General features: G+C 72.0%; 19 protein-coding genes. 8 read left to right on the top strand and 11 right to left on the bottom strand.

Annotated elements, in window-relative coordinates:
- Positions 1–215: 215 nt before the first annotated feature.
- From ACIBU0_RS09725 to ACIBU0_RS09700, 6 genes are all read right to left on the bottom strand, one after another.
- The gene (locus ACIBU0_RS09725; RefSeq protein ID WP_398814332.1) at positions 216–920 is read right to left on the bottom strand and encodes a transglycosylase SLT domain-containing protein; all 705 of its coding nucleotides are present in this window, start codon (positions 918–920) and stop codon (positions 216–218) included.
- A 399-nt stretch (positions 921–1319) separates the two neighbouring features.
- The gene (locus ACIBU0_RS09720) at positions 1320–2645 is read right to left on the bottom strand and encodes a PhoH family protein (RefSeq protein ID WP_398814329.1); all 1326 of its coding nucleotides are present in this window, start codon (positions 2643–2645) and stop codon (positions 1320–1322) included.
- 374 nt (positions 2646–3019) lie between these two features.
- On the bottom strand, positions 3020–3793 hold the full coding sequence (locus tag ACIBU0_RS09715) for an isoprenyl transferase (protein WP_398814326.1): 774 nt from the start codon (positions 3791–3793) through the stop codon (positions 3020–3022).
- A 785-nt stretch (positions 3794–4578) separates the two neighbouring features.
- Entirely contained in the window at positions 4579–5373 is a 795-nt protein-coding gene (locus tag ACIBU0_RS09710; RefSeq protein ID WP_398814323.1) for a methyltransferase domain-containing protein, read from the bottom strand.
- Between the two features lie 43 nt (positions 5374–5416).
- Positions 5417–5935: a GNAT family N-acetyltransferase gene (locus ACIBU0_RS09705; protein ID WP_398814320.1), complete on the bottom strand. Its 519-nt coding sequence runs from the start codon at positions 5933–5935 to the stop codon at positions 5417–5419.
- Between the two features lie 54 nt (positions 5936–5989).
- Positions 5990–6892: an LLM class flavin-dependent oxidoreductase gene (locus ACIBU0_RS09700; protein WP_398814317.1), complete on the bottom strand. Its 903-nt coding sequence runs from the start codon at positions 6890–6892 to the stop codon at positions 5990–5992.
- A 119-nt stretch (positions 6893–7011) separates the two neighbouring features.
- Here ACIBU0_RS09700 and ACIBU0_RS09695 point away from each other — a divergent pair, with 119 nt between their 5' ends.
- A complete protein-coding gene (locus tag ACIBU0_RS09695) occupies positions 7012–7410 on the top strand; it encodes a DUF192 domain-containing protein (RefSeq protein WP_398814314.1) in 399 nt (132 codons plus the stop codon).
- 90 nt (positions 7411–7500) lie between these two features.
- The gene (locus ACIBU0_RS09690; RefSeq protein WP_398814311.1) at positions 7501–8199 is read left to right on the top strand and encodes a hypothetical protein; all 699 of its coding nucleotides are present in this window, start codon (positions 7501–7503) and stop codon (positions 8197–8199) included.
- A gap of 152 nt (positions 8200–8351) precedes the next feature.
- Here the strand turns inward: ACIBU0_RS09690 and ACIBU0_RS09685 are convergent, their stop codons facing one another.
- Both ACIBU0_RS09685 and ACIBU0_RS09680 read right to left on the bottom strand, forming a co-directional pair.
- On the bottom strand, positions 8352–8837 hold the full coding sequence (locus tag ACIBU0_RS09685) for a hypothetical protein (RefSeq protein WP_398814308.1): 486 nt from the start codon (positions 8835–8837) through the stop codon (positions 8352–8354).
- An 84-nt stretch (positions 8838–8921) separates the two neighbouring features.
- A complete protein-coding gene (locus ACIBU0_RS09680; protein ID WP_398814305.1) occupies positions 8922–9272 on the bottom strand; it encodes a trypco2 family protein in 351 nt (116 codons plus the stop codon).
- 102 nt (positions 9273–9374) lie between these two features.
- Between ACIBU0_RS09680 and ACIBU0_RS09675 the strand changes: the two genes are divergently transcribed.
- The 5 genes from ACIBU0_RS09675 to ACIBU0_RS09655 are packed head-to-tail and all read left to right on the top strand — an operon-like array spanning position 9375 to position 17011.
- Positions 9375–10706 (top strand): serine protease, encoded by a 1332-nt coding sequence (locus ACIBU0_RS09675; RefSeq protein ID WP_398814302.1) that lies wholly within the window; start codon positions 9375–9377, stop codon positions 10704–10706.
- 38 nt (positions 10707–10744) lie between these two features.
- Entirely contained in the window at positions 10745–13069 is a 2325-nt protein-coding gene (locus tag ACIBU0_RS09670) for a tetratricopeptide repeat protein (RefSeq protein WP_398814298.1), read from the top strand.
- A gap of 47 nt (positions 13070–13116) precedes the next feature.
- A complete protein-coding gene (locus tag ACIBU0_RS09665; RefSeq protein ID WP_398814295.1) occupies positions 13117–14505 on the top strand; it encodes a hypothetical protein in 1389 nt (462 codons plus the stop codon).
- Complete coding sequence (locus ACIBU0_RS09660) at positions 14502–15539, top strand: hypothetical protein (protein WP_398814292.1); 1038 nt, start codon at positions 14502–14504, stop codon at positions 15537–15539. The genes ACIBU0_RS09665 and ACIBU0_RS09660 overlap by 4 nt, the downstream gene beginning before the upstream one ends.
- Positions 15536–17011 carry an extracellular solute-binding protein gene (locus ACIBU0_RS09655; protein WP_398814289.1) on the top strand — a complete coding sequence of 492 codons (1476 nt, stop codon included), beginning with the start codon at positions 15536–15538 and terminating at the stop codon, positions 17009–17011. The genes ACIBU0_RS09660 and ACIBU0_RS09655 overlap by 4 nt, the downstream gene beginning before the upstream one ends.
- 73 nt (positions 17012–17084) lie before the next feature.
- Here the strand turns inward: ACIBU0_RS09655 and ACIBU0_RS09650 are convergent, their stop codons facing one another.
- The 3 genes from ACIBU0_RS09650 to ACIBU0_RS09640 form a co-directional block, all read right to left on the bottom strand.
- Positions 17085–17378: a hypothetical protein gene (locus tag ACIBU0_RS09650; protein ID WP_398814286.1), complete on the bottom strand. Its 294-nt coding sequence runs from the start codon at positions 17376–17378 to the stop codon at positions 17085–17087.
- Between the two features lie 172 nt (positions 17379–17550).
- The gene (locus ACIBU0_RS09645; protein WP_398814283.1) at positions 17551–18441 is read right to left on the bottom strand and encodes a hypothetical protein; all 891 of its coding nucleotides are present in this window, start codon (positions 18439–18441) and stop codon (positions 17551–17553) included.
- Complete coding sequence (locus ACIBU0_RS09640) at positions 18438–19955, bottom strand: hypothetical protein (RefSeq protein ID WP_398814281.1); 1518 nt, start codon at positions 19953–19955, stop codon at positions 18438–18440. The genes ACIBU0_RS09645 and ACIBU0_RS09640 overlap by 4 nt, the downstream gene beginning before the upstream one ends.
- 265 nt (positions 19956–20220) lie before the next feature.
- Between ACIBU0_RS09640 and ACIBU0_RS09635 the strand changes: the two genes are divergently transcribed.
- Entirely contained in the window at positions 20221–20331 is a 111-nt protein-coding gene (locus ACIBU0_RS09635) for a keywimysin-related RiPP (RefSeq protein WP_398814278.1), read from the top strand.
- Positions 20332–20355 lie beyond the last annotated feature (24 nt).

Genomic DNA, 20355 nt, shown 5'->3' with positions numbered 1-20355 from the left:
GTCCTCGTCCCCCGTCTCTCCTCACCACTCCCCCGGAGTCGTCCGTCCGACCGTACATGGCCGGGAACCCGGACATGCGACAGCCCCTCACCAAAGGACGGTGAGGGGCAGCGCAGGGTTGAGAAGCGCCCTGAAGGGGCGCGGGGAACTGCGCGACGAGCCACGACGGCGCCGCAGACAGACAACGACGTATCGCGGCCGAACCAGCGGAGCGCCTAGTACCAGTGGTTGGCCTGCCAGAACGACCAGGCCCCGCAGGGGCTGTGGTACCGGTCGTTCATGTAGTTGAGGCCCCACTTGATCTGGGTGGCCGGGTTCGTCTGCCAGTCGGAGCCGGCGGACGAGTACTTGCCGGCGGGCAGGGCCTGGAAGAGACCGTAGGCACCCGACGAGGCGTTGACCGCCTGGTAGTTCCAGCTGGACTCGTGGTCCACGATGTTGCTGAAGCACTGGAACTGGTCGGCCGGCACCATCTGGCGTGCCATCGCCTGGATCTGCGCGACGGTGTACGAGCTCTGGATCGGGAAGTCGGCGGAGGAGGACCGGGAGGCCTTCGTCTCGGCCTCTTCGCGCTCCTTGGCTTCCTTCGCCGCCTTCTCGGCGGCCTTCTGCTTCTCGATCGCGCTCTGGGCGGCAGCCTTGCGGGCGGCCTCCTCGGCATCCTTCTTGGCGCTCGCGTCCGCGGCGATGGCCTGCACGTTGGCCTGTGCCGTCAGGGACTCGGTCTGCACCTGGGCCTGCTGGCCCGCGGGTATGTCCGCGAGGAGCGTCGAATCGGCAGCCGTCGCCTCGGCGTCGTTGGTCTGCGCGGTGCTGCCCGAGGCAACGCCGACGACGCTTCCGACAGCGGTGACCGCGGTGGCAGAGGCCACTGCGAATCCCCTGACCGAAATCGGACTCACACGGTTTCCTTCCAGCATCGCCCGCTTCGGTGACCCTGGCGGACGCAATCTTGCCCCTGACGCTGGCCTCCCACCTACGGGGTCACGGGAGGCACGGGCCCGGTGGGCAACTCCCGCGAGGGGAGCGCCGCGTGGTGCTCGGGCGGCATACGACGACGCTATGGAGTTGATGTGGTGTTGCTGTTGCGCCGTACCGCTGGGGGTACAGGTGTGTCGTATGCGGGGCCTGACAGGAGTGAGACTCTGCCGTAAGCCGATGCCGCAAGGCAATTCCGAGTTGCGTGTGAAAGCTCACACCTCGTTTGTCCCAGGGGATTTCCGGAAAGCCGCACACGCCGAGGCGCCGCCCGGATAGGCTCTCCCGCCTTTCCGAACGGCGCCAACCAACGAGTAGCTACCGCAAGTTGAGCACTTGGGTCAGATCTGCCCGTCCTCCAGCATTTCGGTCACAAGGGCGGCAATTTGGGACCTCTCGGACCGCGTCAGCGTGACGTGGGCGAAGAGCGGATGCCCCTTCAGCTTTTCCACGACGGCGACGACACCGTCGTATCGCCCGACTCGCAAATTGTCCCTTTGCGCCACGTCATGGGTCAGAACAACCCGTGAATTGGCGCCGATTCGGGACAGAACGGTCAGCAGTACATTCCGTTCCAGCGACTGCGCCTCGTCCACGATCACGAACGCGTCGTGCAGCGAGCGCCCACGGATGTGCGTGAGAGGGAGCACCTCCAGCATTCCCCGTGCGGTGACCTCTTCGATGACCTCGCGGCTGGTGACCGCGGACAGCGTGTCGAAGACCGCCTGCGCCCAGGGGCTCATCTTCTCGGCCTCGGTGCCGGGCAGATAGCCGAGCTCCTGCCCGCCCACCGCGTACAGCGGCCGGAAGACCATCACCTTCTGGTGCTGACGGCGCTCCAGCACCGCCTCCAGTCCCGCGCACAGCGCCAGCGCCGACTTGCCGGTGCCGGCGCGGCCGCCCATGGACACGATCCCGACGTCCGGGTCCAGGAGCAGATCGAGCGCGATCCGCTGCTCGGCGCTCCTGCCCTTGATGCCGAAGGCCTCCCGGTCGCCGCGCACCAGACGGATGTTGCCCTCGGGTGTGATCCGGCCCAGCGCCTTGCCGCGCTCGGAGTGGATCGTCAGCCCGGTGTGCACGGGCATGCCGGCGGCCTCGGGGACGTGGATGTGACCTTCCTCGAAGAGGATGTCCACCTGTTCGCCCGGCAGGGTCAGTTCGGACATTCCGGTCCAGCCGGAGGAGTCCGTGATGGCGAGCTCGGCGCGGTACTCCTCGGCGAGGAGACCGACGGACGAGGCCTTGATCCTGAGCGGCAGGTCCTTCGACACGACGGTGACGTCGAACCCCTCGGCCTGCAGATTGCGGGCGACCGCGAGGATACGGGAGTCGTTGTCCCCCAGGCGGTAGCCGGTGGGCAGCACGCTGGGGTCCGAGTGGTTGAGCTCGACACGGACGGTCCCGCCGAGATCCCCGGTCGGAATGGGGGCATCGAGACGGCCGTACCTCACCCGGTAGTCGTCGAGCAGGCGCAGCGCCTGCCGGGCGAAGTACCCGAGTTCGGGATGATGCCGCTTGGCCTCCAGTTCCGTCACCACGACGATGGGGAGCACGACCTCGTGCTCGTCGAAGCGGCTCAGGGCGTTCGGGTCGGCCAGCAGGACGCTGGTGTCGAGAACGTAGGTGCGCCGGTCTGGCTTGTGGCGCTTTGTGCTGGTCACCACGGAAGGACGTACCCCCTCGGATGAGGTCGGGGAGCGACGGAGTGGAGCTGGACCGGTCGTCGGCCGCCCTGCACGTCACGCACGGGCCGAAAACCGGCCCTCCACTGCTTCTTCCATGCCGTGATCGCACGGTCGAGCTGGTGCAAAGGGCCTCCCGGGCGGACGGCTCCGGTGCCGCCCGCTGAGATACGACACCCGTGGTTCGGGTGTCGACCTGCTTGGCTTATGCCCTCGAACATGCGGTGCCATGCCAGCGCATATGACGGCGCGCTGGTGAACTCCTTGTTACTTCTGTCCCGTAGTGGGTGACTTACGTCTCGCCGGAGTACGGCGATGAGGCGGCCGAAAGCCGGTCGGCAGCGGCCGAAAAGGGCTCAGCCGCCGTAACGCCGGTGCCGGGCCGCGTAGTCGCGCAGGGCGCGCAGGAAGTCCACCTTGCGGAAGGCCGGCCAGAAGACCTCGCAGAAGTAGTACTCCGAGTGGGCCGTCTGCCAGAGCATGAATCCGGACAGCCGTTGCTCCCCGCTGGTGCGGATCACGAGGTCCGGGTCGGGCTGGTCGCCGGTGTAGAGGTGGCGGCCGATCAGGTCGACGCTGACGGACTCGGCGAGGTCCTCCATCGAGGTGCCCTTGTCGTGGGCGTCGACGATCATCGACCGCACGGCGTCGGCGATCTCCTGGCGGCCGCCGTAGCCGATGGCGACGTTGACCAGTATCCCGTCGACCTGCGCGGTGGCCTCCTCGGCCTCCTTGAGGGTGGTCTGCATGGCGGACGGCAGCAGGTCGGGCGTGCCGACGTGGTGCACCCGCCAGCGCCCGTCGGCGGCGAGGGTACGGACGACGTCCTCGATGATCCCGAGGAGCGGGACGAGCTCTTCCTGGGGCCGGTCGAAGTTGTCCGTCGACAGCAGCCAGAGGGTGACGACCTCGACGTCCGTCTCGCTGCACCAGCCGAGGAACTCCTCGATCTTCTCGGCACCGGCCCGGTGGCCGTGCACGGTGGAGGAGCCCGCGGCCTTCGCCCAGCGACGGTTGCCGTCCATGATCACGCCGATGTGCTTGGGCACCTGAGCGTGGTCCAGGTGGCCTTCCACCCGGCGTGCGTACAGCCTGACCAGCAGGCCGCGCAGCTTGTCGCGCAGGTTCACGTGATTGTCAGCCCCTCCGTACGGATACGGTCCCCGTGGGGGGAGCCTACCCCTGCGGGGCTCGGACCGTGTTTGCGGGGTGCTGTGGATGGGGGGCGCCTCGGGTGGGCGTGTTCCGGGGTGCGCGGGCGGACGCGGCTGGGCGGGGCTTGTCGCGCCCACGCGGCGGCACAAAAAACGGGCCGGTCCGTGGGGGGGAGACGGACCGGCCCGAGGGGGGGTTTCCACCATAACCCTTCGTAAGGGATGCTGCGCGCATTGGCGTGCCACAACTACTCTCCGAAATCGCTCGGCGACGGCGCGGTGTCCCCGAGAGGGCCCCTTCGTGGCGGAATCGTGGCCGCGTCGGGGCGGATTCCCTGGGGAAACGGGTGGGATCCGGACGGATCCATAGGGTTTGGCGCACCTTGCGGCCTGCTCGGCGACTTGTCCGAGCTTCCCTCCCCCGGGTGACCCCGACCGCGAACGTCCACTTGACGGCGTCCACGGCCATGGGCAGCGGACGCGCATTCGATGCGATGCGCGTCCAGCAGGGGCGCGTACAGGCGCGCAGCACCGCGCAACCCCCTCCGCTGCGCGGTGCCGCCGCGCAGCTTTGCTTACGCGAATTACCTTGGTCTGAACTTACGTGAGCGATGAAGGGAAAGCGAGTCGGCCGTCATAACAATGTGGAAAAGGTGAGGAGTCCTTGGATGTGCAGGGTCCGCAGGGCCTTCGCGCACGGATGCGGAGTTTGCACCTAGCCGTGCCGGGCGGGACCGCACGCGGGGGACGCCCGGGCGGACTCACGCGCCGGGCTTGCGGGCCTCGAAGAGGTGACGGGTGCTGTGCGCGACGAACGGGCCCTCGGACTCGATCCTCTCGTGCAGGGCGAGGAGCTGGGGCCGGTACGCCTCGACGGTGAAGCCGGGGACCATCCAGACCACCTTCCGCAGGAAGTGGACGACGGCCGCGATGTCGTGGAACTCGACGCGCAGTCGCTCGGCCCGCAGGTCGGTGATCTCGAGCCCGGCGGCCTCGGCGGCGGCGCGCTCGTGATCGGGGTGGCGATTGCTGCTCTGCTCCGCCGGAAGGGGGCCGAGGAAGTACTCGACGAGCTCGAAGACGCTGCGCGGCCCGACGTGCTGGGCGAAGTACGTGCCGCCGGGCTGGAGGACCCGGGTGATCTCCGCCCAGTGCGGGGTGACCGGGTGCCGGCTGCTGACGAGGTCGAAGGCGCCGTCGGCGAAGGGCAGCGGAGCGTCCTCCGGCGCGGCGACGACGGCGACGCCGTGCGGGCGCAGGAGGGCGGTGGCCTTGGCCGCGTTCGGCGGCCAGCCTTCGGTGGCGGCGGCGAGGGCCGGGACCTTCGCGTCGGCACGGCGGAGGGCGAAGTCGAGCACCTCTCCTCCCCCGGTCTGGATGTCGAGGGCGGCCGTGGCACGGGTGAGCCGCTCGGCGAGGGACGTGGCGTATCCCCACGAGGGCCGCGCCTCGGTGGCCCGCCCCTCGAACCAGGAGAAGTCCCAGCCTTCGGTGGGAACGGCGGCGCCTTCCGCGACGAGGTCGTCGAACGTACGGGGGTGCTGCGGCTCGTTCATGCCGTGATCATGCCAGGGCGGTGTCAGCGGGCGCCGCTGATTTTCACTCAGGTGCCCCGACGTCGGGGAGTACGAGCAGCACGTATCCGTCGTCGTCGTGCGGCAGGGTGCCGGTGCGCTGGAAGCCGTGGCGTTCGAGGAGCCGTACGGAGGCGGTGTTGTCGTGGAAGGGGTCGGCGTACAGGGGGCGGATCTGCTCGAGTTCCAGGAAGAGGGCGAGCGCTCTGGTGCCGATGCCGCGTCCCCAGTACGCCCGCCCGAGCCAGTAGCCGAGGAAGCGGCGGTCGCCGTCCCACCAGGAGACGACGCTGCCGGCCACGTCGTCTCCGACCGTGACCGTCTGCACGAGGTTGTTCTCGTCCCCGAGCACACGGGTCCGCCAGTGCTTCATGAAGGCGTCGCGCGGCCGGGGCGTGAAGCTCGACCGCCGGACGGCTTCCGGGTCGTGCTCGTAGGCGAGGAAGGCTTCGAGGTCGGACTCCAGGACGTCGCGGAGGCGTACGTCGGCGTTGTCGTGGCGCGGTTCATCACTCCTGGCGTTCATGTCGCTCGTGTCGCTCATGTCGAGGAGTGTGGCAGGAGCCACTGACAACGCCGTGGTGTCCGCCGACAGGGCCTAGGGAACCAGGGGCCGCACTTCCTCGGCCACGAACCGCACGAACCCCTCCGGGTCCGGCTCGTCCCCCGTCGGCTGCAGGACCACCGTGTCGGCACCGGCGTCCGCAAGCCGCTGCACCGCCTTCGCGACGGCGCCCGCGTCCCCGGCGACGCCCAGATCGGGGACGGATTCGAGCCCTTCCGCGGCGAGCTCGGCCTTGAGGCGCGCAGGCCCGTCGGGCCCGGTGGCGGCGAGGAGATACACGACGAGGTGATGCGCCTCGGTGCCGGCACCCGCGCCGGCACCCGCGCCCGCGCGCCCCGCTGTCTGCCGCCCCTCGTCGATGAGTTGCCGTGCCCGCCGCACCGCCTCGGGCGAGTTGGAGGCGGTGAGCAGGGTCCCGTCGGCGGCCTCTCCGGCGAGCCGCAGCGAGCGGGGGCCGGTGACGCCGGCGATGACGGGCACCGGCTCGGCGGGCGGCCAGTCGAGGGCGACGTCGTCGAGCTTCACGTACCGCCCCTCGACGGTGAGCCGGTCCCCGCGCAACAGGGCGCGCAGCGCGTCGAGATGCTCCCGCAGGAGCGTCACCGGCGACTCGGCCCGGGCTCCCACTTGCCCCATCCAGTCCTGCACACCGTGCCCGACGGCGAGGATCGGGCGGCCCGGGAACATGCGGTACAGGGTGGCGGCCTCCATGGCGGTGATGGCGACGTTCCGCAACGGGACGGGCAGCAGTCCGACGCCGACCTTGACCCGCTCGGTCCAGGCGAGGGCGGCCGCGGCCGTGGAGATCCCTCCCTCCCGGAAACAGTCCTCCCAGAGCCAGAGCTCCTCGAGGCCGGAGTCGTCGGCGAGCTGCGCGACGGATCGGAGCCGTTCGGGGGCGAGTTGGGGACGGAACACTGCGCCGAGTCCAGTCATGGGTTCTTCCTATCCGGGCCGGAACCCACCGGCAACCGCTTTACGTTCCAGTAGGTTCGGTTCATTCGGTCCCTTCGGTCCATTCGGTTCGGGGAAAGCGGTACGGGAGGTGCCTGGGCATGGGCGTCCGGCGGTTGCGCGACGGACAGGGGACCCTGGTCGTCCGCGGGGAGCGGGGTGCGGTGTCCGTCCCCCTGGAGATCGCCGCGTCCTATCGGGCCCGCACGAAAGGGCTCCTCGGGCGTGACGCCGTCGACGGAGCGATCCTGCTCACCCCTGCGAGCGGCGTACACACCTTCCGCATGCGGATCCCCATCGACGTCGCCTACCTCGACCGCCGGCTGAAGGTCATCGCCGTGCGCACGATGAAGCCGGGGCGGCTGGGGCTGCCCCGGGTCCGTGCCCGGCATGTGCTGGAGGCGGAGGCCGGGGCCATGTCGGGCTGGGGCGTGAGGGTCGGGGGGCAGGTGGCCGTGGAGGTCGAGGGCGAGGGCGAGGGCGAGGTCGCGGGTGGGTGACCGGGGCGCTTCGATTGAGTAGGCGCACCTACCTCGGACCGGGTAGCGGCACCCATCTGCCGCGCTCCCCCGCGGGATTACGGTCCCCGCATGTCCGAGACGACCGTGCCGACAAGCACCGAACCCGCACCGACCGGGTCCAGGTCCCCCTCTTCCGTCCCCGGTGCCCTCGGATGCGGGTGCGCCGCGGTGGTCGGCATGGCTCTGCTGGCCGTACTCGTGCCGATCTTGATGATCGCCTGGGACTCACGGGGCTCGACGGACTTTCCCCGCGTCGCGCCCGAGGACATGGCGAGCCGCGCCTTCCGGCATTCCCAGGAGGCGTACGACGTCATGGGGTTCCGGCGCACCGTGGAACCGGGAGTCGAGGACATCGGCGTCAGCCCGGAGAACACCTTCGGCTCCGGCTTCTGCTGGGACGGCGGCCCGCTGGGGCTGGAGGACAGGACCGTCGACGGCGCCTATCGGCTGAGCCACAGCTGGGCCCTTGACCACGTGCCCGCGAGCCAGGCCGTCCCCGGCCTCCGCCGACTGCGCCGGCATCTGGAGGACGACGGCTGGGAGGTCACCTCCTACCGCGAGGGCGGGGGAGGCAAGGACTGGGACCTGTACGTCCGGCGCGACGACGGGGACGAGCGGATGTCCTTCACCTGGTACCCCGACCGGGAGTACTTCACCGGCGACGCGGCGGTGCCCTGTGCCTACGACCCCGGATGGGAGACCGGCGACATCGGCCCCGCCGGCGACGACCGGACGCCACCTGCGCTCGGGCCCGCACCGCGGGCCTAGGGCCTGTCGTTTGGATCAGGTCGGCTGAGAGGGACCGCGTCGCTCGACCGTCCCGAGCGGGGGGTGATGGGGTGCCCCCCCCCGCGAGCCGAGCACAGCCGGTTCGAGCGTGGGGAGCGTGCAGCTGTGTGCGCCTCCCCGCCGGTCGAGGGTTACCCGTCCACAGCGCCGCAGTCGTAGCTGTCGACCGCGTCGAAGGCGGGAAGGATGTGCTTGCCGTACAGGGGATCCACGACATCGCGGACCTTCGCGCCCTGTTTCAAGCCGCTCGCCGAGGCATCGATCGCCTTCAGCACGGCACGGAAGTGGCCAGCGATGTCCCGCGGCGCGCTCGCCTGCATCTCCTTGCCGGTACGGGCGATCAGGGCGGCCCTCGCCCGCAGGTCTTCGAAGTCCAGCGGCTGCCCCTCGATGGCCGCGCCCACATCGGACCGGAAGGCGACGACCCCGACCTGGAAGGTCTCCAGGTCGAGGCAGAAGGCCGAGGTTGCCGTGGCGGTCGGCCGTGGGCGCGGCGTGCTGGACGTGGCGGCCGGGGAAGAGGCCGTTGGCGCGGCGTCCGGGGAGCCGGAACTTGAACAGCCTGCCACCATCAGTGCGGCGGCCATCGCGAGGATCCCTCTGCGGGGAGCAGTCATGGGCGGAGCGTAGGCAACAGGCCCCGGGAGGGGTCCCAGTGGACGTCCAGTGCCGTCGTCCTCAGCGCCGCCTGAATCAAGCGGTCAGTCGCGGGAGGTGGAGCCCTCGTGCGGACCCGTCGGCCGACCGCCCCCGCCGTCCTCCCGGCCCACCTCGTGGTGCCGCCCGTCCGGCCGGGGCAGCGGCTTGAGGTCCACCTGGATGCGGTGCGTGGCGTCATGGCTCACCGAGCCGCCCAGCCGGGCCTCGACCACACCCAGCCGCAGGCCCGCCCCGCCCTCCCCGGCCCGGTGGAACTGAACCGAGAACTCCAGGCTGACCTGCTCCACGCTGAACCGCCAGTCGCTCGCCTCGCCCTCCGCCTGGGCCCGCGCCAGCTCCGCACGCACCGTGCCGATGGCCTCCGCGAGACCGACCGGTTCCGTGTCCCTCACGCCGCTCCCCACGCCAACTCACCGCCGTATTCCCGAAATTGGCTGATCGAACCTGGTCACGAGTCTAGGGAGCACCATGCACCACGCGTAGTGTGAAGCGGTATGGGGGAGCTACGCGCAGACTGGAGGCTCAGGTTGCGGCGCGGGGGCGCGCGCGGGCCCATCGCGGGCGCCGGTGTGCTCGTCGACCAGCGCACGGCGCTGACCTGCGCGCACGTGGTGCGCCATCCGGACGCCGTGATGTGGCTGGAGTTCGCGGAGAACCGTGAACTCGAACCCGTGACCGCAAGGGTGCTGCCCGGCGGGTGGCTGCCGGACGCCGAGGGCGGTGAGGACATCGCCGTACTGCGCCTGGACAGCCCGCGCCCGCAGGCGCGCCCGGCGCCGCTGGAACCCAGGTTGTGGGGCGGCTTGGAGGTGTCGGCGACCGGGTACGCGGAGGGCTTCGACGAGGGCATGACCCTGTGGGGCCGTATCAGCGGGGCCAGCGGGGAGCGGGTGCAGCTCGATGCCGTCGCCAAGGCGGAGGTGGTGCGGGCGGGGTTCAGCGGTGCCGCCGTGTGCACGCGGCCGGACGAGGGGCGCCCCGCGCGTGTGGTCGGCCTCGTCGTCAGCTGGCGCGGGGACATGGGTGAGCTGCTGCCCGAGAACAACCGGCTCGCCTTCTCGTATCTGATTCCCGTCGACCGGATCGCCGAACTCTCGCCGGTCATCAAGGAGTTGAGCAGCCCGTACGCCTGGGATCACGGCTTCGAGGCGCGGCTGAACCGGTGGTTCGAGGATCCGGACGAGGACCCGGTGAAGGTCACCGTGGTGCCTCCGGGCAGTGGCAAGGACCGCTCGCTGCGGCATCTGCTGCACCGCGCCGACCTCGTGTACCGCGGCGGCGGCTCCAGCAGGCCGGACCTCGCCGACCACGCCCTGGAGCACATCGCCTTCCCGCCGGGCCAGTATCTGGCGTACTGGGACTGGTTGCTCGGCACCAGGCGCCGCCCCGCGCAGGCGCCCGCCCTCGCGTCGGACCGCCCGCCGCCCACGGTTGTCGTCGACGGCGTCGACGAGGAGCCCGAGCCCGGTCCCCTGGTCGACCTCCTGGGACGGCTGCGGGAGTGCGGCTTCCGGCTGCTGCTCGTCTTCCGCCACGCGGGCGGCACCGGCTGGACCGCGGCGTACGGCCGACTCCTGCGGCCCGCGCTGCTCGCGCGCGCGGACGCGTTGCTCGACCGGCTGCGGCGCGCGGAGTTCAACCGCCAGGTCCAGCTCGGCGTCGTCGGCCCCGGCTCGCTGCCTCCCGCCACGGAGACGGCCGACCGGCGCCGGGCCGAGCGCCGCCGGATCGACGAGCTGACGGATCCCCAGCAGCAGCTCGCCCGGCTGCGCGAGCTGATCACCACTCTGCACGACGACCTGCGGCGCCACGGCGGCCGGGCCTGAGACGCTCCGCCCGGCCCGGGGAGGAGGGCGACAAGCCGATGACGAACTGCCCGCACCGGCGCTTCACCGGGGCCCCCTGTGGCGGGTCCGTGCTGCCCACCGGCCACTGCGCCGAGTGCGGCCGCCACGAGAACGGCCCCGCACTGCCCCCGCTGCCCGCGGACCCGTGGGACCTCGGCCCCCGGGACCTCCTCGCGCTGCCCGCGCGCGAGCCGCGCTCCGAGCGGGCCCGTCTCATCGATCCCGAGGCCCCGTTGCGCATCCGCATGGTCTGCTCGTCCCCCGAGTCCGGCGTCGCCTTCGCCCCTCCCTACACCGAGGGCCCGGTGCCGGTCGAGGGGTACTGCCCGGCCTGCGGCGAGCCGTACTCGTACCGGCCGGAACTCGGCGCGGGCGATGTGCTGCGCGACCAGTACCGGATCATGGGACCGATCGCGCACGGCGGCCAGGGCTGGGTCTATCTCGCCGAGGACACCCACCTGGGTGATGTCGTCGCCGTCAAGGGGCTGCTCAACCGCTACGAGCGGGACGGCGCCCGGCTCGCCGACGTCGAGCGCCGCAACCTCGTCGCCATCCGCCATCCCCGGATCGTCCAGATCCGCGACTTCGTCGCCCGGCGCGACGGCGGCGGCGAGGTGACGGGCGGCTACATCGTCATGGACGACGTCGGCGACGGCACCCTGGAGAAGGTCGTCGAAGAGACCCGGCGCGGGGAGCGGGCCCTCGGGGGGCGGGTCCTCGACATCGAGGACGTCGCCGCGTACGGCTGCCAGATCCTCGAAGCCCTCGGCCATCTGCACGCCGGTGGCGAACCGGTCTTCGTGTACGGGGACATGAAGCCCTCGAACGTCGTCCACCACCGGGACGGCGTCAAGGTCATCGACCTCGGCGGCATGCGCGAACAGGGCCGCAGCGAACCGCCCGCCCATGTCACGCCCGGCTACATGGCACCCGAGACCGAGTCCTCCGGTCTGCCCACCGTCGCCCACGACCTGCACACCGTCGGCGCCACGCTGCGCGACCTCGCCGCCTGGGCCGTCGACGAGGTGCCCGGCCTCGGCGCCGCCTCCTTCTGGTGGGTCGTCGAGCGGGCCACCCGCCCGGATCCCGGCCTGCGCTTCGCGGGCGCCCAGGACATGGCGGGCCAACTGCGCGGCGCGCTGCGGGAGATCCGTGCCCTGCGCGGCAAGAGCGACCCGCCCGAGCCCTCCCAGTACTTCCGGCCGTCCCCGCGGCTGCTCGGCGCCCGGCTCGGTACGGTGCCGGGCATCGAGCACTGGCTGGACCGTCCGCGCCGCCACCGGTACGACCCGCCCGTCGCGCCCGCCCTCGACCTCGGCGCCCCCACCCCCACCGAGATCGCCCGCTGCCTGCCGGTGCCGGTGCACTATCCGGGGGATCCGCAGACCGCGCGGTTCGAGGTGAGCAGCGGCTACGATCCGGGCCGGCTCCTCGGCCAGGACGGCGAGAAGCCCACCTCGGTGGAGATCTGCCTGCACAACGTGCGCGTCCTGGTGAGCCGGAACACGCGGGAGGACCTGGAGCGCGCCCAGGAGGAGCTCGACACCGCCGACTCCATTCCCGGACCGCGTGCCGTGCGCCGGTGGCGGCTGGAGTGGCACCGCGCCCTGGTCGCGCTGCGCCGCGCCGACCTGGACGACGACCCGCGCCAAGTCGCCGAGGCCAGGGCGCACTTCACCCAGGTCCACCTCGACCTGCCCGGCGAGTACGCGCCCAAACTGGCCCTCGCCTACTGCGGGGAATGGCTCGGCGACGACCCGACCGGCCCCACCGCCGAGGAGTTGTACGAGGCCGTGTTCGCCCGCAACCCGTCGCACGGCGGGGCCGCCCTGGGCCTCGCCCGGCTCGCGCTGCGTGCGGGCGACCGCCGTAGGGCCCTCGACGTGCTCGGCCGGGTCCGCGCCGGCTCCCTGGACCACACCGTCGCCCGCATCGCGTCCCTGCGCATCCGCGCGGCCCGGCTGCCCCACGGCGGTGATCCGCTGCCCGCGCCCGCCGAGGTCGACGCGGCGCTGGCCGAGCTGCGCGGCCTCATGCGCCGGAACCCGGGCGTCGGTGAGCCGAGTCTGTCCGAGGACGAGGCGCTGCGCCTGAGCACCGAGCTCGACGAGTGGAAGCTGGACGCGCTGCACAGCCGCGGTGACGCGCCGGGCCCTCCGGGCCGGGGTACCGGACGGCTCGGGGTCCGCAGCCTGAGACGCCCGACCCCGCAGGAGCGCGAGGTGCGCACCCGGATGGAACGGCACTACCGCCAACTGGCGGCACACCACCGGGAGTCGGCCACCGCCCACGAACATCTCGTGGACCTCTCCCACGCGGTACGGCCCCAGACCGCGATCTGAGCACACGGCACGCCACCCACAGAGGCGAAGGAGCGGTGACGTACGACATGAGCAGCCCCACCCGGCCGCCGCATCTGGGCATCCAGCTGCACGTCGACCTCGACCGCGATCTGCGCCCGCACCGCAGCGCCAAGATCGAGGCGCATCTGCGGGTCGACGTCACCGCCACCGGTGCCGCCGAACTGCCCGCCGTCGAACTCGCCGTGATCATCGCCGTGGACGTCGCCGAGACCCATCGGGCAGCCGTCCGGCGCGCCCTGCCCGCCGCGCTGCGCGCCCTGCCCGACGGCATCTCCTTCGCCGTTCTCGGCAGCGGTCCCGAGCCCGCCCCGTGCTATCCGCCGGGCGGTGAAGAGTGGGCCGTCGCCGACCAGCACCACAGACGCCGGGCCGCCTTCACCGCGGGCGCGATCCCGCTGCACCGGGACGGCCCGCGCCCCGCGGGCTACGCCGCCTGGGCGGCGCGGGCACGCGCCCTGCTCGCCGCCCGCCCCCTGTCCGTACGCCATCTGCTTCTGATCACCGACGGCAGCAGCGCCCGGGGCGAGACCCGGCTGCACGAGGAACTGGACTCCTGCGCCGGACAGTTCACCTGCGACGTGTTCGCCGTGGGCCACGACTGGGCCCCCGAGCCGCTGCTGACCCTCGCCGAACGGCTGCACGGCACCGCCGAGTTCGTGGACGACGGCCTCAGCTCGGCGATCACCGCCGCCGTCCGTCGGCTGCGCCGGGTGCAGGCCCCCCAGCTGCCCATCGAGGTGACCGTACGGCCCACCGTCCGCCAGGTGTCCCTGAGCGAGAAGGCGCCCCGTCCGCACCGGCTCGGCGGGCTGCGCCGGCCCGGGCAGGCCCGTCTCTGGAGCTTCCCCACGTACCAGTGGGAGCCGGGCTCGCGCGACTACCTGCTCACCCTCGTCGCCGACGCCGGCGCCGACCCGCTGGAGACCGAGCTGCAGTTCGCCATGGTCTCCGTCGGCGACGTCCACACACCCGTCGCCGCCCGCTGGCATCACCCCGAGCGGCCGCCTCCGCACGGCCCGGCAGGCAGTGGCACCCTGCGCGGCCTGAAGACCACCACCGTGATGCGGGACGCCCTGCGCAGGGGACTCGTCGCCGTCCGGGAACACCAGGTGGACGCCGCCGAACGCCACTTGGGGCAGGCCGCGCGTCTGGCGGCACGGCTCGGCACGCAGTGGGTGCTGGACGAGATCGGCGCGGTCGCCGTCATCGAGGACGAGCGCGCGGGGCGGGTCCGGCTGCATCCCGCTGTCGACGCCGACACGCTCGCCCCGATGCTGCTGCGCGCCGGCTCCCGTCCGGGCGGCCCCCTGACCGACCTCGCCTGCCTGCCGCCCGGCCCGCGGTGCGGTCACTGCGACGCCCCGGCCGGGAGCGAGGCCCGTTACTGCATCAGGTGCGGGGAGAAGCTGCTGTGACCGTGACGACCGGACACGCCCCGACCCGGCGCACGTACTCCCCGGCGGCCTTCTGGCGGGAGCGCCTGCGCCCCTTCCGGACCCGCCGGCTGCTGGAGCTGCATCTGCTGGTCCTGACGCTGTGCGCGGCCCTCGCAGTGAGCACCCTGCTGGTCTCGTACCGGCAGACCCAGCAGGCCGCCCAGGCCCTCGCGTCCCGGGAGGCGCCCGCCGTACAGGGGCTCGCCGCCACCCGGCTCGCGGTGCTGCGCGCCGACTGGGAGGCCCGGTACCTGGTGGAGGAGCGCCTCGCCGACGTCGCCGGCTCGGGCGAGACCTACCGGGCCCAGCTCTCCGCGGCCGACCAGGGGCTGTCCCGCATCGCGGACCGCACCGACCAGGACCTCGGCACCGTCAACGGTCTGCTCGCCTCCTACAGCAGCTCGATCACCCTCGGCATGACCACGTACCACGGCCGGCCCCTCATGCGTCAGCAGAAGCTCGAAGAGGCCCGCTCACTGCTCACCCGCGAGCCCGTCGGACTCGTGCCGCGACTCGACCAGCTGCAGCGGAACCAGTTACGGCACGCCGAGGACACCGCCACCAGGGGGTGGGTGCAGCGCGGCGGCTGGTGGCTCGCCGAACTCGCCCTGGCGGCCCTGGCGTTGACGCTGCTGTCCGCACTGTTCGTGCTGCGCGACCGCTGCGGGCGCGACTGGAACCCGTTCCTGCTCGCCGCCTTCGCCCTCACCGTGCTGCTCGCGATCGTCCCCCTCGTCACGGCGTCCTCCGCCCAGGACGACCTCGACGGTGTGCGCGCGGACCTCCAGCAGATCACCGCGATCTCCCGACAGGACTATTCCGGCAGCGCGGAGCCGGCACAGGCGCAGCGGACGGTCACGGAGAAGTCCGAGGAGGTACGGAGCCGGCTGGCGGACGACACCTGGACCGGCAGGGTGTACCAGGGCACCTTGATCGGCGGCGTGCTGATGGTCGTCCTCCCGGCGGTGGGGCTCGGCCTGCGGCTCGACAACGACTACTGGAGGCGACGGTGACCCGGCCCTTCAAGCTGCTCGTGCTCCTCGTGGCGCTGCTGCTGATCGCGGGCGGCAGCCTGGTGGCGGTCTGGGCGCAGCGGGACGCCGAGCAGCCGGTGACCATCCTCGGACCGTGGACCGACAGCCAGGAGGACCAGTTCGAGGAGGTGCTGCGACGCTTCGGCATCCCCTTCGACTACCAGGGCACCGCGGCCCAGCGCGAGGTGCTGCTGTCCAAGGTGCAGTCGGGGGAGCCCCCGGACATCGCGATCATGCCGGGCGTCGGCGAACTCGCCGAGTACGCCGACCAGGACCTCCTCAACGAGCTGGACGGCCTCTACGACGAGGAGGAGTACGGCGCTCCCTGGAAGTCGGCGGGCCGGACGTCATCGGGACATGTGTACTGGGTCCCGGTCAAGGCGGACCTGAAGAGCGTCGTCTGGTACCGCGAGGGCGACGAGCCCGCCGGTTCACCGGCACCGCTGGAGAGCTGGTGCATCGGCATGGGCGACGACGGCGCCTCCGGCTGGCCCGGCAGCGACTGGATCGAGGACCTCGTGCTGCAGCGGGCGGGGCCGGAGGCCTACGGGAAGTGGGCACTGGGCGATGACGAGGTGAAGTGGACCGGAAATGCGGTGCGCACCGCCTGGGAGGCGTGGGCCGGCCTGCTCCGCCAGAACGAGGACGCGGCCGAGCGCGCTCTGCTCACGGACCATCGCGGCGCCCCCGGGAAGCATGGGCTGCTGTTCTCGGGGTCGGGGTCGGGGTCCGGGTCGGGGTCCGGGTCGGGGGCGGGCTCGGAGTCGGGAGCGGGGTCCGGATCAGGGGCGGGCTCGGAGTCGGGGGCGGGCTCGGAGTCGGAGGCAGGCTCGGAGTCGAGGGCAGGCTCGGAGTCGAGGGCGGGCTCGGAGTCGAGGGCGGGCTCGGAGTCGGGAGCGGGCTCCGAATCGGGGACGGGCTCCCAATCGGCGGCGGGCTCGGGCGGCTGCGCCCTCGAACACCAGGGCTCCTTCGCACGCTCCTTCTACGACGGGAAGCCCGCAGCCCTGACCGACTCCGCCCCGCTCCTCCCCGCGGGCCCCTACCCGGTCCGGGCCCACGAGGTGACCGGCGACTTCGCCGCGCTGTTCAGCGACCGCCCCCAGGCCCGGAACCTGATCAAGAAGCTCGTCTCCGCCGAGGGCCAGCGGGCATGGGCCAGGTACCCGGACGTCTTCTCGGCGAACCGCCGTGTGCCGCCGAAGCAGGGCCCGGTCGGGACTGCGATCACCGACCGCCTCACCGGAGGACACCCCCGCTGCCTGGACGCCTCGGACGTCATGGCCCCCGCCGTACGGGACGCCTTCTACGAGGCCGCCCTGCTGACCATCGCCCGCGCCGCGGAGAAGACGGACCTCGACATCGAGGGTCTCCTCGGAGATCTGCAGAAGGTGCAGGATGCACAGCCCGGCAGGAAGGCGGGGCTGGAGACGGTGTGCAGTACGCCGTGAGCCATGAGCCGTGAGCCATGAGCCGTGAGCCATGAGCCGTGAGCCCTGCGGCAGGGCCGAAGGCGCCGGCCGCTCACCCCGCGTCGATGTCGGGCTGGATCTCCACGGTGAAGACGGCGTCCTCGGGACCGTCGCCTTCCCTGTCCTCCCAGACGATCACGCGCACGTGCCGCTGCCCGGCGCCGCCCCTCTCCCATTCGGTCACCAGGTCCGTGACGACGAGGGCCGCGACGTACTCGGCGGTCTCCTTGGGATCGTCGGTGACGACGGTCCCCCGCCACCGCTCAGGACGGCCCCCGTAGGGGCGCCAGCCCTGCGATCCGTGCGGCTCGTCCACCCGGTACACCCAGCCCTTCTCGGTGCCCATGGCACCGATCCTGCCACTCGGGAGGACCGGGTGCCGCCGCTGGGCCCGCCTGCTGCCCTCGTCCTCCTCGGGACCCTCAGGGCTGATCTTCGCCTCCCATGACAGCTGTCTGCACCAGCAGGTTCCCGCGCCTGCCGCGTGACGGCACCTTCGCCGGCCGCTGCTGCCCGCCTCACTCCAGGTGCACCAACGCCACACTCCCCGGCACCTCACCCCCACCCCCGTCGAGCCGCGCCCGGAACACCAGCCGCCGGTCGGCCCGTCGCCGCACCGAACTCCCGGCCATGACCACGAAGTCCACACCGACCCGCCCTCCGGCCGGAACCCACGCCCGCGTGGCCGCCGCCGGGCGCACCGACCACCCCTCCCCCATCGCTCCCGCCGTGACCGTCACGTGCCGCCCCGAGTCACCGAAGTTGTACAGGTCGACGGTCATGCGCGTACGTCGGCCGAGGCGGTAGCCGTACGGCGGCGGCGCGTCGCCGTTGTCCTTGCCGGGTGCGGCGTTGCGCGCGGCGAAGCGCTGGCTGAGGACGATGTGTTCGGCGGGGGTGAGACGGCCGGGGCGGCGCGCACCGGCATCCGGTACGGCGGCGGGGGCGGCGCGCGAGACGACGTAGACCGGATCCGGTGACGCGATCACCCCGGCGCCTTCCGGCCTACGGCGCCCCATGATGTCGTACGCCACCCCCGGCAGGGGTAACCGCACGAGCGCGTGGTGCTCTGCCCACACCACCGTCACCCGCTCACCGCACCCGTTGTCGAAGACGAACCCACGGACACTGTCCGGCAGTCGCGGCGGGCGCCCGACGAACCGGGCCGTGCCGAGCAGTGAGGCCAGCGTGGCGAACGCGCTGTACGCGGGAAGCGGCGCGAAGTCCCGGTCGAACAGCCCGAAGTACACGCCCTCGTCGTGCAGGGGCGGACCGGCGAACCAGAACTGCCGGGCGGTGCCGCAGGCCAGCCCTTCCACCATCGAACGCACCAGGTAGCGTGCCTGGGCGAGCTGCTGAGGCGGGGTCAGTTCACCCCGTGTCTCCAGGAACGCGCCGCACTCCGTCATCCACAGCGGTACGTCCGCCTTGTGCTGCCGGGCGAGCGCGTGCTGCTCCTCGGCCGCCCCGGGGAACTGCGGATCGTCCTGTTCGGCGGGGTCCGGGTAGCCGTGGAAGGCCCAGACGTCGGCATAGCGGACGAATCGTTGGCGAGCATCAGGTCCTGGAAGGGGCCGGCCTGCGCGATGCCGGGCAGGACGACGAGCGGCGGCTCGGCGCCGGCGTGCTTCGTCTCGGCCGCCGCGTCCCTGATGCCGAGCGTGGCCGCCTTCACGAACGCTGCGTGCGCGTCGCCGGTGCTGCGGGTGGTGTCGACGTCGGGCTCGTTGGACAGCTGGAGCGCCTCCGGGGCGGCCAGGGCGAGGCGGCGGGCGTAGCGGTAGGCGTGGCGCAGGTCCGCGGGGAGGGGGAGCGAGGCGTCGGTCATCGCCCACTCGGGAGCCGGGGAGATCACATCGAGGACCGCCAGACCGTGTCGGCGCAGGGTGCGGGTGACGCGGTCGTGGTGCGCGGTGTCGTACGCGCCGGGCGCGGGCTCGGCGGCCGGCCAGGACTGCCCGTCGCGCACCCAGCCCGCCCCCATGTCCCGGACGGCGGCGGCGAATTCGGCCAGTCGGGACGGGGGTACCAGGGAGGATGCCCAGACGTTGACGCCGAAGCGGTTGGTGGTCGTGCCGGTGACCGCCGGTCGGGCGGGGAGGCGGGCGAAGGCGCCGGTCATGCCGGCGTCGGTGCGGATGCGGTAGTGGCCGGGTGGGAGGTCGGCGGGTAGGGGGACGGTGGTGGTCGTACGGCCGGCGGGGATGGTCGTACGGCCGCCGGCGACCTGGTGGCCGAAGTAGTCGGTGACGGTGTAGTGGACCTGGTACGGGCGGGTGGTGCGGCCGTTGAGGGTCAGGCGGAGGCGGGCGGGGGTGCCGGCGCGGTGGCGGGGGACGAAGACCTCGTGGAGGGCCGGGCGGGGCAGGGGACGCAGGGTGAGATGGTCCAGCGACAGGACGTACGCGATGCTGTTGTCAAGGACCGTCGGTTCGACGACGCGTAGGGTCAACGTGTTGTCCCCGTCCCGGAGTTCCACCTCCCCGAGATCCAGTACGGACAGGTCGCCCCATGCGCGCGGGGACGCGTACCAGTGGGGTTGCGAGCTGCCGAGCTCGCTGAACGGGCCGCGGTTCACGGACAGTTGGAGGTAGGAGGCGACAGCTTCCGTGTGCGGGGTCTCGACCGGGGCGGTGGCGACGGCGGTGAGCGCGTACACGCGCGCGTGCGGAACGCGGACGTGGTACGTGGCGTACCAGCCGGTGTCCCGCGGGGGCTGATCGGTCGTCAGCAGTGCGAGGTAACGGCCGCCGGCGGCACGGCGGTCGCGGGCGACGGGGATGTTCGTACGGGCCGGTGACTCGCCCGGGATTGTGATCGCGGCCGGCGTCGCCTGTGCCCCGCGGGCCCGCGTCGCCGCGCCCATGGCCGACGCCGCCGCACCGAGCCCTGCCGCCATCGCCGTACGCCTGTTGAGGTCCATGACTCCAGCAGACCGGTGGGGAGCGTGGCACGGCGTCCTGCTCAAGGGGAGTTCGTCCCCGGATTTCGCAGCGGGCCCGCCCTAGGGGACGGGAGTGCCGATCAACCACCCGTGGAAGCAGGTGAATTGCTCAGCCGAAGTGACCCGGCTGCCGGACGCAAAACCCTCGTATCGCCGTCAACAATTGAATTGGAAACGGTGCTGGGCAATTACCGGACCCGTGTCTAGCCTGGAAGAAGAGGTCCGCACAGAGGAGGTGTAGGAGATGCGCGCATACGAGCGTCCGACACTGACCGCGGCCGGTTCCTTCCGCGCCACTGGTCTCGGCCTCTTCCGGGGTAGGGAGAGGATCCTCCCCCTGCGCTTCAGCTTCTGAGGCGTCGGCTTCCCGAGCGTGGCT

This window comes from Streptomyces sp. NPDC049627, assembly GCF_044465645.1.
Classification (GTDB): domain Bacteria; phylum Actinomycetota; class Actinomycetes; order Streptomycetales; family Streptomycetaceae; genus Streptomyces.
Note: the sequence above shows the minus strand (reverse complement) of the source record. Positions and strands in the feature narration are given on the sequence as shown.

What these genes read in the sequence shown, in the direction of transcription:
- ACIBU0_RS09725 (WP_398814332.1), bottom strand. Translation starts at nt 920, where the DNA reads ATGCTGGAAGGAAACCGTGTGAGTCCGATTTCGGTCAGGGGATTCGCA.
- ACIBU0_RS09700 (WP_398814317.1), bottom strand. Translation starts at nt 6,892, where the DNA reads ATGACTGGACTCGGCGCAGTGTTCCGTCCCCAACTCGCCCCCGAACGG.
- ACIBU0_RS09640 (WP_398814281.1), bottom strand. Translation starts at nt 19,955, where the DNA reads ATGGACCTCAACAGGCGTACGGCGATGGCGGCAGGGCTCGGTGCGGCG.
- ACIBU0_RS09695 (WP_398814314.1), top strand. Translation starts at nt 7,012, where the DNA reads ATGGGCGTCCGGCGGTTGCGCGACGGACAGGGGACCCTGGTCGTCCGC.
- ACIBU0_RS09645 (WP_398814283.1), bottom strand. Translation starts at nt 18,441, where the DNA reads ATGACGGAGTGCGGCGCGTTCCTGGAGACACGGGGTGAACTGACCCCG.
- ACIBU0_RS09705 (WP_398814320.1), bottom strand. Translation starts at nt 5,935, where the DNA reads ATGAGCGACACGAGCGACATGAACGCCAGGAGTGATGAACCGCGCCAC.
- ACIBU0_RS09665 (WP_398814295.1), top strand. Translation starts at nt 13,117, where the DNA reads ATGAGCAGCCCCACCCGGCCGCCGCATCTGGGCATCCAGCTGCACGTC.
- ACIBU0_RS09670 (WP_398814298.1), top strand. Translation starts at nt 10,745, where the DNA reads ATGACGAACTGCCCGCACCGGCGCTTCACCGGGGCCCCCTGTGGCGGG.
- ACIBU0_RS09685 (WP_398814308.1), bottom strand. Translation starts at nt 8,837, where the DNA reads ATGACTGCTCCCCGCAGAGGGATCCTCGCGATGGCCGCCGCACTGATG.
- ACIBU0_RS09675 (WP_398814302.1), top strand. Translation starts at nt 9,375, where the DNA reads ATGGGGGAGCTACGCGCAGACTGGAGGCTCAGGTTGCGGCGCGGGGGC.
- ACIBU0_RS09650 (WP_398814286.1), bottom strand. Translation starts at nt 17,378, where the DNA reads ATGGGCACCGAGAAGGGCTGGGTGTACCGGGTGGACGAGCCGCACGGA.
- ACIBU0_RS09690 (WP_398814311.1), top strand. Translation starts at nt 7,501, where the DNA reads ATGTCCGAGACGACCGTGCCGACAAGCACCGAACCCGCACCGACCGGG.
- ACIBU0_RS09710 (WP_398814323.1), bottom strand. Translation starts at nt 5,373, where the DNA reads ATGAACGAGCCGCAGCACCCCCGTACGTTCGACGACCTCGTCGCGGAA.
- ACIBU0_RS09635 (WP_398814278.1), top strand. Translation starts at nt 20,221, where the DNA reads ATGCGCGCATACGAGCGTCCGACACTGACCGCGGCCGGTTCCTTCCGC.